General features: G+C 34.5%; 17 protein-coding genes. 15 read left to right on the top strand and 2 right to left on the bottom strand.

The genetic code is table 11. The features are described 5' to 3' along the window. The first annotated feature begins 504 nt into the window (after positions 1-504). The 14 genes from G6R30_RS03615 to G6R30_RS03550 all read left to right on the top strand — a co-directional run bounded on the left by G6R30_RS03615 (position 505) and on the right by G6R30_RS03550 (position 10925). The gene (locus tag G6R30_RS03615; RefSeq protein WP_213821535.1) at positions 505-738 is read left to right on the top strand and encodes a helix-turn-helix transcriptional regulator; all 234 of its coding nucleotides are present in this window, start codon (positions 505-507) and stop codon (positions 736-738) included. Further along, positions 728-1699 (top strand): replication initiator protein A, encoded by a 972-nt coding sequence (locus G6R30_RS03610; protein WP_213821534.1) that lies wholly within the window; start codon positions 728-730, stop codon positions 1697-1699. The genes G6R30_RS03615 and G6R30_RS03610 overlap by 11 nt, the downstream gene beginning before the upstream one ends. Positions 1700-1726: 27 nt before the next feature. Further along, complete coding sequence (locus tag G6R30_RS03605) at positions 1727-2002, top strand: hypothetical protein (protein WP_213821533.1); 276 nt, start codon at positions 1727-1729, stop codon at positions 2000-2002. After that, positions 1971-2327, top strand: coding sequence for a hypothetical protein (locus G6R30_RS03600; protein ID WP_213821531.1), 357 nt, complete (start codon positions 1971-1973; stop codon positions 2325-2327). The genes G6R30_RS03605 and G6R30_RS03600 overlap by 32 nt, the downstream gene beginning before the upstream one ends. Then, the gene (locus tag G6R30_RS03595; RefSeq protein WP_213821528.1) at positions 2317-2751 is read left to right on the top strand and encodes a single-stranded DNA-binding protein; all 435 of its coding nucleotides are present in this window, start codon (positions 2317-2319) and stop codon (positions 2749-2751) included. Before G6R30_RS03600 ends, G6R30_RS03595 begins: the two co-directional genes overlap by 11 nt. Before the next feature lie 4 nt (positions 2752-2755). Next, positions 2756-3724, top strand: a complete 969-nt coding sequence (locus tag G6R30_RS03590; protein ID WP_213821526.1) for a hypothetical protein — start codon at positions 2756-2758, stop codon at positions 3722-3724. Positions 3725-3929: 205 nt separating this feature from the next. Continuing rightward, positions 3930-4307 (top strand): hypothetical protein, encoded by a 378-nt coding sequence (locus G6R30_RS03585; protein WP_213821524.1) that lies wholly within the window; start codon positions 3930-3932, stop codon positions 4305-4307. A gap of 15 nt (positions 4308-4322) precedes the next feature. After that, positions 4323-5108, top strand: a complete 786-nt coding sequence (locus G6R30_RS03580) for a DNA/RNA non-specific endonuclease (RefSeq protein ID WP_213821522.1) — start codon at positions 4323-4325, stop codon at positions 5106-5108. Beyond that, complete coding sequence (locus tag G6R30_RS03575) at positions 5109-5822, top strand: hypothetical protein (protein WP_213821520.1); 714 nt, start codon at positions 5109-5111, stop codon at positions 5820-5822. Continuing rightward, positions 5812-6126: a hypothetical protein gene (locus G6R30_RS03570; protein ID WP_213821518.1), complete on the top strand. Its 315-nt coding sequence runs from the start codon at positions 5812-5814 to the stop codon at positions 6124-6126. Before G6R30_RS03575 ends, G6R30_RS03570 begins: the two co-directional genes overlap by 11 nt. Beyond that, positions 6110-7591 (top strand): MobP2 family relaxase, encoded by a 1482-nt coding sequence (gene mobP2, locus G6R30_RS03565; RefSeq protein WP_213821516.1) that lies wholly within the window; start codon positions 6110-6112, stop codon positions 7589-7591. Before G6R30_RS03570 ends, mobP2 begins: the two co-directional genes overlap by 17 nt. Positions 7592-7819: 228 nt before the next feature. Continuing rightward, positions 7820-8128 carry a hypothetical protein gene (locus G6R30_RS03560; RefSeq protein ID WP_213821514.1) on the top strand — a complete coding sequence of 103 codons (309 nt, stop codon included), beginning with the start codon at positions 7820-7822 and terminating at the stop codon, positions 8126-8128. 330 nt (positions 8129-8458) lie between these two features. Next, positions 8459-9565, top strand: coding sequence for an McrB family protein (locus G6R30_RS03555; RefSeq protein WP_238476783.1), 1107 nt, complete (start codon positions 8459-8461; stop codon positions 9563-9565). Then, positions 9543-10925, top strand: a complete 1383-nt coding sequence (locus tag G6R30_RS03550) for an McrC family protein (protein WP_213821510.1) — start codon at positions 9543-9545, stop codon at positions 10923-10925. The genes G6R30_RS03555 and G6R30_RS03550 overlap by 23 nt, the downstream gene beginning before the upstream one ends. A gap of 213 nt (positions 10926-11138) precedes the next feature. Here G6R30_RS03550 and G6R30_RS03545 read toward each other — a convergent pair whose 3' ends face one another. Further along, entirely contained in the window at positions 11139-11777 is a 639-nt protein-coding gene (locus tag G6R30_RS03545) for a DUF4230 domain-containing protein (RefSeq protein ID WP_213821509.1), read from the bottom strand. A gap of 235 nt (positions 11778-12012) precedes the next feature. After that, complete coding sequence (locus tag G6R30_RS03540) at positions 12013-12639, bottom strand: plasmid pRiA4b ORF-3 family protein (RefSeq protein WP_213821506.1); 627 nt, start codon at positions 12637-12639, stop codon at positions 12013-12015. A 369-nt stretch (positions 12640-13008) separates the two neighbouring features. On the opposite strand from G6R30_RS03540, the gene G6R30_RS03535 reads away from it, so the two are divergent. After that, positions 13009-13350 (top strand): hypothetical protein, encoded by a 342-nt coding sequence (locus G6R30_RS03535; protein ID WP_213821504.1) that lies wholly within the window; start codon positions 13009-13011, stop codon positions 13348-13350. Positions 13351-13354 lie beyond the last annotated feature (4 nt).

Genomic DNA, 13354 nt, shown 5'->3' with positions numbered 1-13354 from the left:
TCATACCTATGAATCGAACCTAGTGATGTAAAAAAAGTGTCTAACTTATTGACATACGAGCAAAGCGATACTGAAGAGTAATCAGTATCGCTTTATCTTTTTAAGTTGAAAAACTTTTTTGCTCAAACTAGAAATTGTGAGTGCTAGGAGAGAAAATAGTGGTTAGCGGAAAAAGATGATTTATTTTGCTAATGATAGATGTTGGTTGTTTTTTTATTAACTACTGTACCGTGCATAATCTAACGTAACATAGGCTTGTTGACACGTTGGCGCACAAGGGATTACACAATTTACTAAAAATCCAAAGTCAATAAATTGAAATGAAGTAACGTTTTTGTAACATTCGTTATTTTAAAAGCTCATAAGTCCTGTGTGGGCTTATTTTTTTTGCTTAAAAACAGCCTAAATATTAAGAAGTTGTTAAGAAACCGTCTTCATGACGGTTAATTATCGGTAATAAAATCAATGGAAATTGACAACTAAAACAAGGGAGAACGAGACAAAATGAAACATTCTTTTGGGTCAATTGTAAAAGCCTATCGGGAACGAAAAAGACTCACACAATTGGAATTAGCTGTGAAATCAAAAGGGGAGCTATCAACGGCGACGATTTCAAAAGCTGAAACCGATCCAAGTTATAATCCGAAACTGACGACGTTCATCAAATTTTACAAAATTATGGATGTGCCATTTGAAGATATTGTTGCGACATTAGAGGGGACTGCTGATGACAAATGATCAAGATACACCCAGGAAAATGGAACGTGTTAGTAGAGATCAAGTCGAAACTAATGAACGATTCTATAAAATTCCAAAAGCACTGTTTGAAAATGAATTTTATGCCGAAATGAAACTTGAAACAAAAATGGCTTATGCAATTCTGCGTGATCGTTTCTTGTTGTCCATTAAGAATAATTGGATTGATAAAAATGGTGATGTTTACTTGATTTACAAAAACAGTGACCTGCAAACAATCCTTAGTGTTGGCGAGAAAAAAGTCATTAGTTTGAAAAAAGAACTAGCAGATTTTGGTCTCCTTGAAGAAGAACGACAAGGGTTAAATAAACCAAACAGACTTTACGTTGGCAACATAAATGCTGATATTGAAGTTATGCACAGGGCTAATCCCTTGGGGGACAAGGAACTGTCAAAACGACAGTTCCGGAACTGTCAAAATGACAGGTCAAGAACTTCCAAAACGACAGCTCAAGAACTGTCAAAACGACAGTCAAGTGAGACTGAGAATAGTGAGACTATTTTGAGTGAAACTGAAACCAATTCTTTTGATGAGGATGAAATAAAGACTAATAATAATTCAAAAAAATCTCAACAATCGTTTATAGCAATCGGCAAAATCATTCAAAACAATCCTGAATTAAGAAGTGTAGTCCAAGGTTTGATTCCTGATTTACTTTTGAATGAATCCCAACAAGCAGAAATTGTTGTCCGCGCTCTTGATCGTGGCTATCACTTTTTGACGAACGAACTTGAAAAAGGTAATTCTATTTTGACTTTGCAAAAGCAATTACAAGGTGAGGTTGCCATAAAACAGTTGCTTTTAAACACTGGTTTCAAACAAGTAGATTACATGCGCGACCATCTGATTGATATCAGCCAATATGGTAAATATTTTGCTAGTGGTTTTGACAATCGTTTGAAAATTGCGGTCACAACAACTCAATCGGTATCAGGATTTTAACTTTAACTTGGAGAGAGGAGAGATATAATGGCAAACCAATACAACGTATTTATTGCAGTAGACTTTTTCAACTCAGACATACTTTTTGTGGCTAACTCATCAGGTGAACTCAGCCGAAAAGTGATTAAAGCAATTGAAAATCATAAATTAGAAAGCGATGGCGCAGTGAGGTTATACCGTACCTCTTATCAATCAATTAAGGCTATCGAAAATTTGATGGTACGCCACCATTTACCATTTCATGAAGCTGCAAGACCGAAAGGAAGAGATTATGAAAGTCAGACAATTAACGCTGTTGGATGAGCAAAGTTTAGAAGAGCTACAACAAACTAAATATGTCGTCATTCTCGTTAAAGAATTAAAAAATAATCTCGTTCAACCCACAAAAAAACAAGCCTTTGTTTGCTTAAAACCAAATGAAATGAAAGTCAAAGGTGAGCTGTTTGACGATTGCTTAGGGAATCATTACGTCGGTTGTACAGTCCTGAAAGGCATTCACTATTCTGAATCTGGTAACCAAATCCCCGTATTTAAACTACCAAATAATATCCAAGACTATTTAGCCAAACAACTGACACCGATTATTAATTTACTGGATCAAAAAAGGAGAAATTATTATGCAAATTAATCACCACGTAGGACGTTTAGTTCGTGACGTAAACTTTACCGTAAGAGGTGAAAAAGAAACCAAAATTGCCTACTTCAAATTAGCCATTAATGATTTAAAAGACGGCAAAGCAACTTACATTGATTATGTTGCTTTTAACAAAACAGCAGAATTGATTCGTGATTATGTAACTGATGTTGGACAAGTGGTTGAGGTTGAATTTGTGATGCGGAATCACAATTACACCGATAAAAATACTGGTCAAAAAATTTATGCTATACAAAATCAAGTGACACAATTCCGCATCTATAAATCTAATCAGTCATCAAAAAAGCTTGTGGATCAAACACAGATTGCTGACAGTAAAAATAGTGAAGTGACAGATAAGGAATTGCCACCATACCCTGACTTTAACAGCAATGCATTTGAGTATGTAGAGGGGTAGGACAATGACTGCAATAATCACAATAGCTGATAAATTTAGAAATATATTTCAAAGATTTAGTCGCTTTGGGACTTGGTTTTTGGAACATCAACGGCGCAATTTAATTGCCATATTTAGCCTATTTATTCTAATAGCTTTTAGTACAACCGTGATGGTTAATATTACTCCTCGACCTTCAAATTTGCCTAGTACGGAGTTAAATACCCCAGTGTCATTTGGCACTTTGAACAAAACTGCTAGTCTGACAAAAAGTGTTTTTAATAAAAATAATGGTGTTTTGGAACTGCATTATACAATTTCTGACGGAGCTGTTTCTGATCAAGATTTGGTTGATATTAGCAAAATTAAATTCACTGCTATGACTGATCATGGTGGTAGTCAAGTGACAGGTCGTGTCGTACCAACTTCAAATAATACACTCGTGGTCCAATTTAAAAACTTGAGTCATAACTTCAATGCTGTAACACTAACAGCTCATGATAAAAGCATCAATACTGCCACAGTCGAAGCGCCAAGTAGTGTTAGTGCTGAAAGCTCAAGTACGAAGAAAACGGCAACAGATACAAATACGGCAAGTGGCAAATTCATCATCAATCGTGACAAAGTATCTAAATCAAATACGCTAACATTTGCCAGCCAAAAGGAACTTGAAGTTAGCGAAAGTGAAGCTAAAATAGCGGCAGAACAAAAACTGATTTCCAAGAATACGAACGCGATTGCTGAATATCAAAAAGCAATTGGTCAACAACAATCTTCCATCAAAAAGTACCAAAAAATACTCGCCCAGTCTGATGACTCAGATACACAAACTAGCATTGATAATGCGCGTGATGCCATTACACAAATACGAACACAAATTAGTGATGCACAAAAAAATATTCAACGTGCTAAGACAAATATTACTCAATATCAAAAGACGAAAAAGCACGCTGAAGATGGCAAATCATTGTTGCCAAAACCAACCGATTTGTAATTCTAAATAGTTCAAAGATCCCCTATTGGGCTATTTTTTTCAATCAAATAAAGGTTTAAAAAGGGTTAAACGCAGGTTAAAAAATGGTTTAACTGTAATTCATTGAGGTAATCCCTTGAAAGGCCTGCACGGCGGGATTAAAACCACAAGGTTTTCCTTTCCCCTTAACCTGTTCCCAATTCATTAAGTATTTTATGGAGGTTGTATGAAAGGTATAACAAAAACAATTAAAAACATTGATGAACATGCTTTGAAAATCATTGAAGCACAAGCATCAAAAGAAAATGTATCGTCAAGTCAATTAATTCGAGAACAAATTGAAGACTATGCTAAGCGACTTGAAGAAGATAGCGCAGCAAAAATATTGCATACGTATCTCGACGATTTAATCATGGCTAACAATAACGTTGTGCACGGATTAAATGACAATACAATTGCGATAGGTGAAATGTTTAAAACAATTCTAGCGCGACTTGAAATGTATTTTCCAGACTTAAATGATGAGGTAGAACGAATTCAAAAAAACGCTCGCCCTCAGGAAAAAAATTTGCCAAAGTCGATTGACTTTGATGAGTTTGAATAAGCAGAAGGAGTTCAAATGAAAAATTATAAACGTGGTCGATTTGCGAGAAGAACCTTATTAGGTATTGTCATATTGATAGGTGTTGTCTATTTAAACCGTGTCTCGATTTTGCAAAAAATTGTAGCAATAGGTTCCCAATCACAACTGATTAATATTGATAAACAAAGTAGCTCTCCAACACAAAATGATGAGCTAGTGAACTTGAAATACACTGGTCAAACAGTTGTTGAAGTCAATCATAACCAACCAACATTTACACAAGATGATTTACAAATAAAACAGGGTGGCTGGCAAAAACTTTCGTCCCTAGATTGGTTAGGCAGACCACAAGCTGTTAATGCGTTGCTTAACCAAAAATTGATGCCGGCATCTCAAAAGTATAAAGCGCGTGGACGATTAACTATTAAAACGCCAGGATACCATGCCATCAAAATGGGAACGAATAATACAGACTGGTTATACAACCGTAGTCATCTGATTGGATATCAATTTACTGGTCTAAACAATGAAGCCAAAAATTTAATCACAGGCACGCGACAATTGAACGCGGACAGTCGCGATAATGCCAAAAGTATGGTGACTTATGAAACTGAAATTGCTGATTACTTGCATCAGTCAAAAAATAATTATGTGCGTTATCAAGTCAAACCAATTTACAAAAATGTTGAGTTAGTACCCCGTGGTGTTCACATGATGGTACAGTCAAATGACAATACTTTGAAATTTAATATTTATGTTTTTAACGTTCAAGATGGCTGGACAATCAACTATTTAAACGGTAATGCTGAAAGGAGCGAATAAGTGAAAGATGCAATAGAATTCAAAACAAGTCAAATGAAGGCACTCATCAAAAGAAGAAATGTTTTGAATAAAAAATATGATACAACGCTACCCGAAGATATTCCTTTAGAGGTTAAATCAGAACTAGAGTTTATTGAAAATTTGTTAAATGAATTTGACATCAATCAATTAATTTTTGATGAAAGACCAACAATGATTGGAATTAAAAATTCACGAGATGAAGAATGGTATTTTCAACAAATGAAACATTGGATAGAAAGACACCCAAATGCTCTTAATGCGAAGTTTAGTCGAAGTAGTGTCTATAAGTTTGCTTTGCATTTCTTCGTAGAAAATATTGCCCTTAATGCTAACAATGCTCGTCTCAATTACTCGGAGCTAGCCCAGAAGGTAAACGATGCCAACTCCACAAAAAGTGATTCAAAATTGACTGCGCAATTGGCAAATGTAGAGAATTTATTAGGCTTTCTTTTAACCATGCAGCAACGTCAACTTGAATATATTCCAGAAGGCATTAATTTAGAAAATGGTTTTGTTAAATATGCCATCAACCCAATTAATCCAACCGAGTTCCAACAATTTGGTACACCAACAGAACTCAATCCAAACAATGAATTGGCACAATCTTATGAAGAATATAAAAAAATTCGGAGTCGCGATAAGCAGCTGATCAAAAAATATCACCAAACAGGAGGACAACTCGATGACGACTAAAAAGCATAACAAAAGAAAAGCACAATTGACAGAATATTTAGCACAACTTGATGAATTTAATTGGCATCATCCGACGCAAGTTAGTGAGATGGCTGACAGTCAACATGAACGCGATAATCGTACGTACTATTTGGCTCAGATAAGTTTAATTCTGTTTAATAACTATCAACAATCCTACATGCAAATTGCTCAAATGCTGAACATGTCTTCCAGAACAGCCCGCCGTTTGACAATTGATTATGAACAAGATTTTGATAGTTTAGAAGAGATTATGGAGGAATTGCAAAATGGCGAAGACTGGTGAAATTGCTGCATTTGCCCTGGGTGAAAAAAAGACGGCAATGGTCAATTTACCAGCACAATTTGTCACGTCTAGTACAGCAGATATGAAGGGGCAAAAATACTCAGATCTAGTTGACTATGCTAATAATTCTGAGAAAACGAGTGATCTCAATAATGAGTCCATAACTGATCTCATTGATTTAAAGGAACAATTTAGCAAGCCTGGCTATGCTAACCGCAATTCTGCGGTAACAGAAACGCATCCAATATTTGGTCGCGATAAACTAAATTATGATAATCACGATATTTCTGTATTGAGAAAAGACTTGGATGAGGCTCAAAAAAATGGCAATAATATCCATGAACTCGCTTTTTCAATCAGAGGGGATTGGTTAGTTAAAAACAATCTCTATGATCCCGAAGCTCGTATGATAGACCAAAATAAATTGAAGCATGCAGAACAAGAGGTTGCTAAGACGCTAATTAACAAAGGATTTAATTTACCTTTGGGAGAAGATGAAAATGACGTTGTTTGGTTTGGTGTGATTCATCAGGATACTGACCACCTAAACATGCATCTGTGGTTTGCTAAAAAAAACCAAGAAACGCGGCCTGAGATGATCAAGCAAGAAGGTAAGTATAAAGGGCAGCCAATAGGTGTTATACCTTTAGAATTGATTGAACAAGCCAAGCGACAGTTTAGAAAACAATTAATGTCATCACAGGAATTAAGGCGGCATCAGGAAATATTAAAAGGTGTTGGTGGCTTTAAAAAAGAAATCGTTGAGGCAGCGCCTGAGAACCTATTAAATGATCGTCATGCTAAAGCCATCAAACAAATTTATGATGCTTTACCTCAAGACATGAAAGGGCGGTGGCAGGTTGGTAATGCTCATTTAACCGCTGGAAAAGGCAAAATGGCAAAAGCAAATCAATTAACAAATCAACTTTTAGACGATTTATTTGAAAAAGAGCTTAAACCCGAATATGAGGGTTTTAAGTCGTTGGCACAAGAATATGATGTCATTAATATTGAAGAACAAGGTGTGATGCATAAGGGGCAACGCAGGTGGTCTGAGAATAAGGAAGATGAATTAAGAAAACGCTTAGCGAATCAACTATATAAACATTTAGCACAAATTGAAGACACCTCAATAAATGATATTGACCAACAAATTTCGGAATTGTTAAGTCAGGTTAAACAGCGCGACAAAAGTAGTAACGCAGATAAAACTAAAATAGTATCTAGCCCTCAGGAAAAAAATTTGGCCCCAAAATCACCGGCCAACAATGTAAAACAAAATTCAAAGCACATAGGCGACCAGATGCCACTGCGGGGTGGTTCATTCAATAAAATTAGTCACTTGTGGCGGCAGGACATTCGCGCTGAAACAAACGCAGAACGTCAGTTCTTAAGAAATCAAAAGAAAGTTGAACAGGAAAAGGCCCAAGAAGAATATGAGTCAGAAATATCAAGAGGAATATAACAAGCATATAAGAAGCATTGCTATCATGTCACATGGCTGCGTGGCTTTTTCTATCAGAAGTCAAGTGCTAAATTTAATTTTGCAATTATTTTTTCAACGAATATTTTCGTCCGTACTTGCCTCATAGTAGTCATCATATACAAAAATGCTGTGCTAATATATAATACGACTTAGAAGTTTTTTTTGACGTTTGACACAAAAAAGTTAATAAATGCTGGAGGAAAATTGATGAGTAGTTTTACAGAATGGGCTGTCAAGTACGGAAAATTGCAAAGAGGTACAGCGGCAACTTATTGGAGCGGATTAAAAAACACAAAATTTAAGAGTGATGATATCCCGCTAACTGATATCGATAATATAGAGGACTATATTTTTAGAACTGGAAAACATAATGTTGAAAAATCCGACATAAAAAAACTCTTCAATACTCCTGATTATCGCAATGATTCTGATATTTTATCTTTTACTCAAAAATATGTCGAGTACTTAAAAAATAGTCAAGACTACGAAAATTTTTTTGCAATGCTCAAATTTTAGGTCAAACAAACTGAGAATAACATTGAAGACGACGGGAAACGAGTTGGGTTTCAGGAAATTAAGTCTGAAAACGTAATCAAAGCCGAAAATATGTTTACTGATCCGAAATTTCGAAAAGAGTATATAACTTATTCAGACTTTTCGATTCGAATTTCTTTCTTCAGAAGTGGTCAATACAAAGGTGACAAAGTTAACTTCATAGTTTATTGGCCAAAAACCCTAAAAAGTAGGTGGCTTAACATTAGATACCAGCATAATTCTCAGCAAATAGTTGTAAACTATAGACGTGAATTATCTAATAACACAGATAGCTTGGATTTTAAGGAATACATGACAAAATTGGGATATGAAACTGGGACTATCTTTCAGCTCAGTGAGCTCGGCTTGTCGGAACAAATGCCTAATGAAAAAGTCAAGGCATTGTTTGATTATTTTCATGAAATGGTTTTAGCGGCAAACTCTTTTAAAAAAGAAGGTGATAACGTGAAAGCACTTGAATTCATCGATAAATTAAAGCAAGACTATAACATTATTTTGCATGGCGCACCGGGAACAGGTAAAACTTTCCTAGCTAAGTCAGTTGCTGCTGGAGTTATAAGTAATGGTGAAACAACAAATTTCAGCAGCCTAACAGAAGAACAACAAAACCAAATTGGGTTTGTTCAATTCCATCCGAGTTATGATTATACCGACTTTGTAGAAGGTCTAAGACCATTAGCAAAATCTGATGGTAATGTGGGATTTGAACTTAAAAATGGTATTTTTTCAGAGTTTGTGAAGAAAGCTTTACGACAAACGGAACATGCACCACAACTTGGCGAAGAACAAACGATTGAAAATCAAGAACAAATTTATCCGGTAACAAAAAAGCCATTTGTATTTATTATTGACGAAATTAATCGGGGTGAAATTTCAAAGATATTTGGTGAATTATTTTACAGTATCGATCCTGGTTATCGTGGGAAGACAGGTGCTGTGTTCACACAATATGCTAACTTGCATGATGATCCAAGCGAAAAGTTTTTTGTACCAGAAAATGTTTATATCATTGGTACTATGAACGACATTGATCGTTCTGTCGATAGCTTTGATTTTGCTATGAGGCGTCGATTTCGTTTTGTAGAAATCAAAGCGTCAGACCAATTGAAAATGTTGGATACGCTCGAGGAAAGTGTTAGAGAGCAAGCTGTTAAAAAATTAACTGATCTAAATAATGAAATTTCTGCAACAGAAGAGTTGAATGAAAACTATCAAATTGGCCCATCTTATTTTTTGAAACTTAATCAGATTGATTTTGATGAACTTTGGAATGATTATCTGCAACCTCTTTTAGAAGAGTACATACGTGGCATGTATAATGAAAGTGAAATCATGGATCGATTCCAAGCGGCATATTATCAAAAGAGTACTCAAGATGAAAACGATACTAATTACTGATAATACAATGAACGATAAGTCGATATTGAATTCGATATCTTCATTAACGAACCAGATTTTGGATAAAACATTGAACCAGTTAGAGGAAGAAGACTTATTTGTTTTCCCAAATATCACAGATAACTCTGATGATCTAAGTGGCGACCAAATGGTTTTACAAAGTGTGAATAATAGTTATCGTTCAAGTAACGTTATGGGATTTCTGGGTTTTGACGACGAAGAATTGATTATTCAATCGCGTTTTTCACTTGTTCAAGGTGACGAGCAGCAAAGGAACGACTATTTTTTTCAATATTTGTTGGAAAAAGTTCTTGATCTACCAAATGTAACTGATTTTGATACTTCTTTTAGTCAGTCAGAACGAATTTTTAATCTTTATATTTTCTTATTTCCATTGTATTTGAAGAAAGCTATGCGCAAAGGACTGTATAAAACCTATGTCTGGCGAAGCTACAATAATTCGAACGTGAAGGGCATCATAGACGTAAAAAAACACGTTCAAGTCAATACACCATTTGTTGGTAATGTTGCTTTTAAACAGCGAGAATTTTCATTTGACAATGCTATGAATCAGCTCGTTCGGCATACTATTGAATTTGTTAAAACTAAGGAATTTGGAAAGGTAATCCTCGCAAAATGTAAAGATCAATCAGATAAAATCATTGAATCTACACCAAATTATCAATATTTTGACCGAAATAGAGTTATTACAAATAATAAACATAATCCTATTAGACATGCTTATTATCATGAGTATCGTTTATTACAGCGTTTATGCCTAAAAATCCTGCAACATCAAAAACACAACATAGGCTTTGGTCCAAATCATATTAATGGTATTTTATTTGATGGAGCATGGCTTTGGGAAGAATACATCGATAAGTTGATTGGGAAAAATTTTTATCATCCAAAAAACAAGTCAGGTATCGATGCGCAGCAATTATTTTCAAAAAGCAACAATTTTTCCAAAATTGGTCGAATTTATCCTGATTTTATTAGTAAAAATAGTAACAAAAGAATAATAGCAGACGCTAAATATAAACCCATTAAGAACATTGCAAATAAAGACTATTTACAAGTTTTGGCGTATATGTTTCGATTTAATGCCAAAATGGGGTTTTACATTTATCCAGCAAACAACAACGAATCAGAATCAGATCCTGAATCCAAAATGTATTTGAACGAAGGAACCACTTTTGAAAATAATGTGAAGCATCAAGAAGATATTATTATTACAAAATTGGGTTTGATAATACCGGACAATAAGGATTTAACATATTCTGAGTTTTCTCAAGAAATGAAATTTAATGAAACCCAACTTGTAAAATCGATAATTTATGATCAAGATGTTGGCTATTAATTACTTTTATTCTGATCTAAAGTAAAGTCTAGATATCCTACTACGCACTTGGTAAAATATCAGTATTTCACTAACTGCAATTCGCATATTTTCTGGTGCGTGAACAGTTGTTTTTTTATGAACACAAGACATGAAGGGATACAAGTTTAAAAGACGTCTAACATTTTCGGTGTTAGACGTCTTTTAAATTAGTTGTTATGTAGCAATATTCGATTACTCAAAATTAACTTTCACACTTGTTTCTTTGCCAGTCGACTTGAACAGTGTGGTGTAATAATCCTTAGCCGAATCCTGAATCATGTCTTTGTATGTTTTTAAGTAATGCTTTTGTTTACTACTTGAAAGTGCTTGAGAAACAAGTTGCCCCGTATCTACGTTTTTTGTTGATGCACTCAAAATATTGCCACTGTCATCATAAAGTTGGTAAGGGTTTTTCTTATCTAATTCGACACCAATAACGTCGAATTTAGGTACTGTAATATCAACTTGGTTCTTATCATTATATTTAATCTTAACAGGCTTTTTGATTCCCAACTTAGCATCATAGTTTAAAATAATTATCGCTTTTTTCTCTGTTAGTGGTACCCCTATGTGAGTCCATGGTATTTTGAGATTATTTTGTCTTGTTTCGATATCTTGTATACCGACATTCAAAAAAACATGTTCATCAACTTTTTCAAGGTTTTTAACCATTGTAGCTGTAGTTGACTGACTGGTTTGTGTTCCGGCTTCTTGATTATTAAAAAGACTATTTAATTTAAAACCAGCAATCAAACCGACAATTAAAATCACGACTAACAAGACAAGGATAAGCCATGTCTTAGTTCTACTACTTCTTCGCCTAAACTTCATTATAGTTGTACCCGCTGTATATATTATTTTTTGTTAACGAATTTCATAACTAATCCAAAAATTACCAATCCAACAAAAGCCAGGGTAGGATTTAAAAATAGTAATCCAAACAATACCAAAACTAAAATAATAGTTATCGCTTTTTTCATCTCACACTCCAGTAAATTCTCTCAATTAAATATTACTATATCATATTATAGGGTTTCACTAGAAACAATAACTAGAGTTTTCCTAACTACTCATTATCTTCGTATTGACGCTTCAAAATGCTTATTTCGGGCTTCAGTTTCTCATTGGCAATTGGCAACGAGAAGGGACAAAGGTGGGGTAGTTGATTACCAAAAATCTCATAATAATGATCAAGCTCACCACTTTCAAATGCCTCTATATAATCATGTAATCCAGAGTTGCCGCCGATATCTTCGATTAGTCCATAGCCCGATCCTCCAGTGACCCTAGGAATGTCATGCAACAATATTTCTTTTGTTTCTATTGATTCAACGTTTAAAGAAAACTTCCAATTATCTCCGAAGTCGTACTGAAATGTAAATTGATTATTGAGATTTGAAGACGAAAAAAATTGATTCAAATTTGTTTCCATGACACTATAATGCTTACCGGGTGCTACGAATTTTGGTAAATCCATTGCTGGTAATAAATAATAGTAAGATTGCTGATGATTAAAAAGTTCAAAACTCTTTTGAAAACCAAATAGGTGGGAGCCTTCTAATCCAAAAGCAGATATCAAGGTATAACCCAAATATGCAAGTGAGCGTTCCGCATTAATCAAAATCGTTCGACCAATGACTGGTTGAAAATCATCGAGTTTAGCTTCAATTTGATAGATAGTATGAGCTGCCATTGTTTATTTCTTTCAAGTTATTTTTGTTTGTTAAAAATAAGTTTAGCACATCACCCTTAAGGCTAGTATAAATTTATAAGACTGAGATTATTGCTACACTAGACTGGGGTTTATTGCTGTTAATTGTTGCTAAATAATTTTACTTAAGAATGCCTTGACAATAGCAAAAAAATATTATAAATTTAATTCAACAAATAAATCACGTGTTATATCAAGAGCTAGTGAGTGGTTACACACTTTGACCTAGCAGCAACCTGCCGACCGGTAAGGTGCTCCACTGTAAACGGATATACGTCACTTAACCGTGTTCGTATATCGAGCGCGGTTTTTTTGTGGCAAAGTCCCAGTGACGTTAAACAGGAGAAATAGATGTCAAGTATACTAGATGATCAACTACGATTAATGGCTTTAAAGCAATACGGGTTAATTGAATCAATTAAAACACCTGACATCTCTGAAGCAGATTTAGCATTAATACTGAAAAATGCAGAAAATAAAAATATTGAACAATTAGCAACTGAACAGCTCCAACATTTTAATAGTCAGGCCATCCAAAATAATTTGAATTTGTATCACAAATTCTATGATTTGAAAGGTATGGCAGCTTACAGAGCGAGAGCAAAAAGTATTAATGAACTTAAAAAAAGATATGCGAAAGCAAATCCTGATGAAAAAGTTAAAATTCTGGATATTTTATATAATGCTAATTAATGTG

Origin of the sequence: Fructobacillus parabroussonetiae (assembly GCF_018437265.1) — a bacterium.
Classification (GTDB): Bacteria; Bacillota; Bacilli; order Lactobacillales; family Lactobacillaceae; genus Fructobacillus; species Fructobacillus parabroussonetiae.
This window is presented reverse-complemented; position numbering and strand designations above follow the sequence as displayed.

Coding starts and splice junctions, on each gene's coding strand:
- G6R30_RS03610 (WP_213821534.1), top strand. CDS start 728: ATGACAAATGATCAAGATACACCCAGGAAAATGGAACGTGTTAGTAGA.
- mobP2 (WP_213821516.1), top strand. CDS start 6,110: ATGGCGAAGACTGGTGAAATTGCTGCATTTGCCCTGGGTGAAAAAAAG.
- G6R30_RS03570 (WP_213821518.1), top strand. CDS start 5,812: ATGACGACTAAAAAGCATAACAAAAGAAAAGCACAATTGACAGAATAT.
- G6R30_RS03590 (WP_213821526.1), top strand. CDS start 2,756: ATGACTGCAATAATCACAATAGCTGATAAATTTAGAAATATATTTCAA.
- G6R30_RS03545 (WP_213821509.1), bottom strand. CDS start 11,777: ATGAAGTTTAGGCGAAGAAGTAGTAGAACTAAGACATGGCTTATCCTT.
- G6R30_RS03580 (WP_213821522.1), top strand. CDS start 4,323: ATGAAAAATTATAAACGTGGTCGATTTGCGAGAAGAACCTTATTAGGT.
- G6R30_RS03615 (WP_213821535.1), top strand. CDS start 505: ATGAAACATTCTTTTGGGTCAATTGTAAAAGCCTATCGGGAACGAAAA.
- G6R30_RS03595 (WP_213821528.1), top strand. CDS start 2,317: ATGCAAATTAATCACCACGTAGGACGTTTAGTTCGTGACGTAAACTTT.
- G6R30_RS03555 (WP_238476783.1), top strand. CDS start 8,459: ATGACAAAATTGGGATATGAAACTGGGACTATCTTTCAGCTCAGTGAG.
- G6R30_RS03550 (WP_213821510.1), top strand. CDS start 9,543: ATGAAAACGATACTAATTACTGATAATACAATGAACGATAAGTCGATA.
- G6R30_RS03605 (WP_213821533.1), top strand. CDS start 1,727: ATGGCAAACCAATACAACGTATTTATTGCAGTAGACTTTTTCAACTCA.
- G6R30_RS03560 (WP_213821514.1), top strand. CDS start 7,820: ATGAGTAGTTTTACAGAATGGGCTGTCAAGTACGGAAAATTGCAAAGA.
- G6R30_RS03600 (WP_213821531.1), top strand. CDS start 1,971: ATGAAAGTCAGACAATTAACGCTGTTGGATGAGCAAAGTTTAGAAGAG.
- G6R30_RS03585 (WP_213821524.1), top strand. CDS start 3,930: ATGAAAGGTATAACAAAAACAATTAAAAACATTGATGAACATGCTTTG.
- G6R30_RS03535 (WP_213821504.1), top strand. CDS start 13,009: ATGTCAAGTATACTAGATGATCAACTACGATTAATGGCTTTAAAGCAA.
- G6R30_RS03540 (WP_213821506.1), bottom strand. CDS start 12,639: ATGGCAGCTCATACTATCTATCAAATTGAAGCTAAACTCGATGATTTT.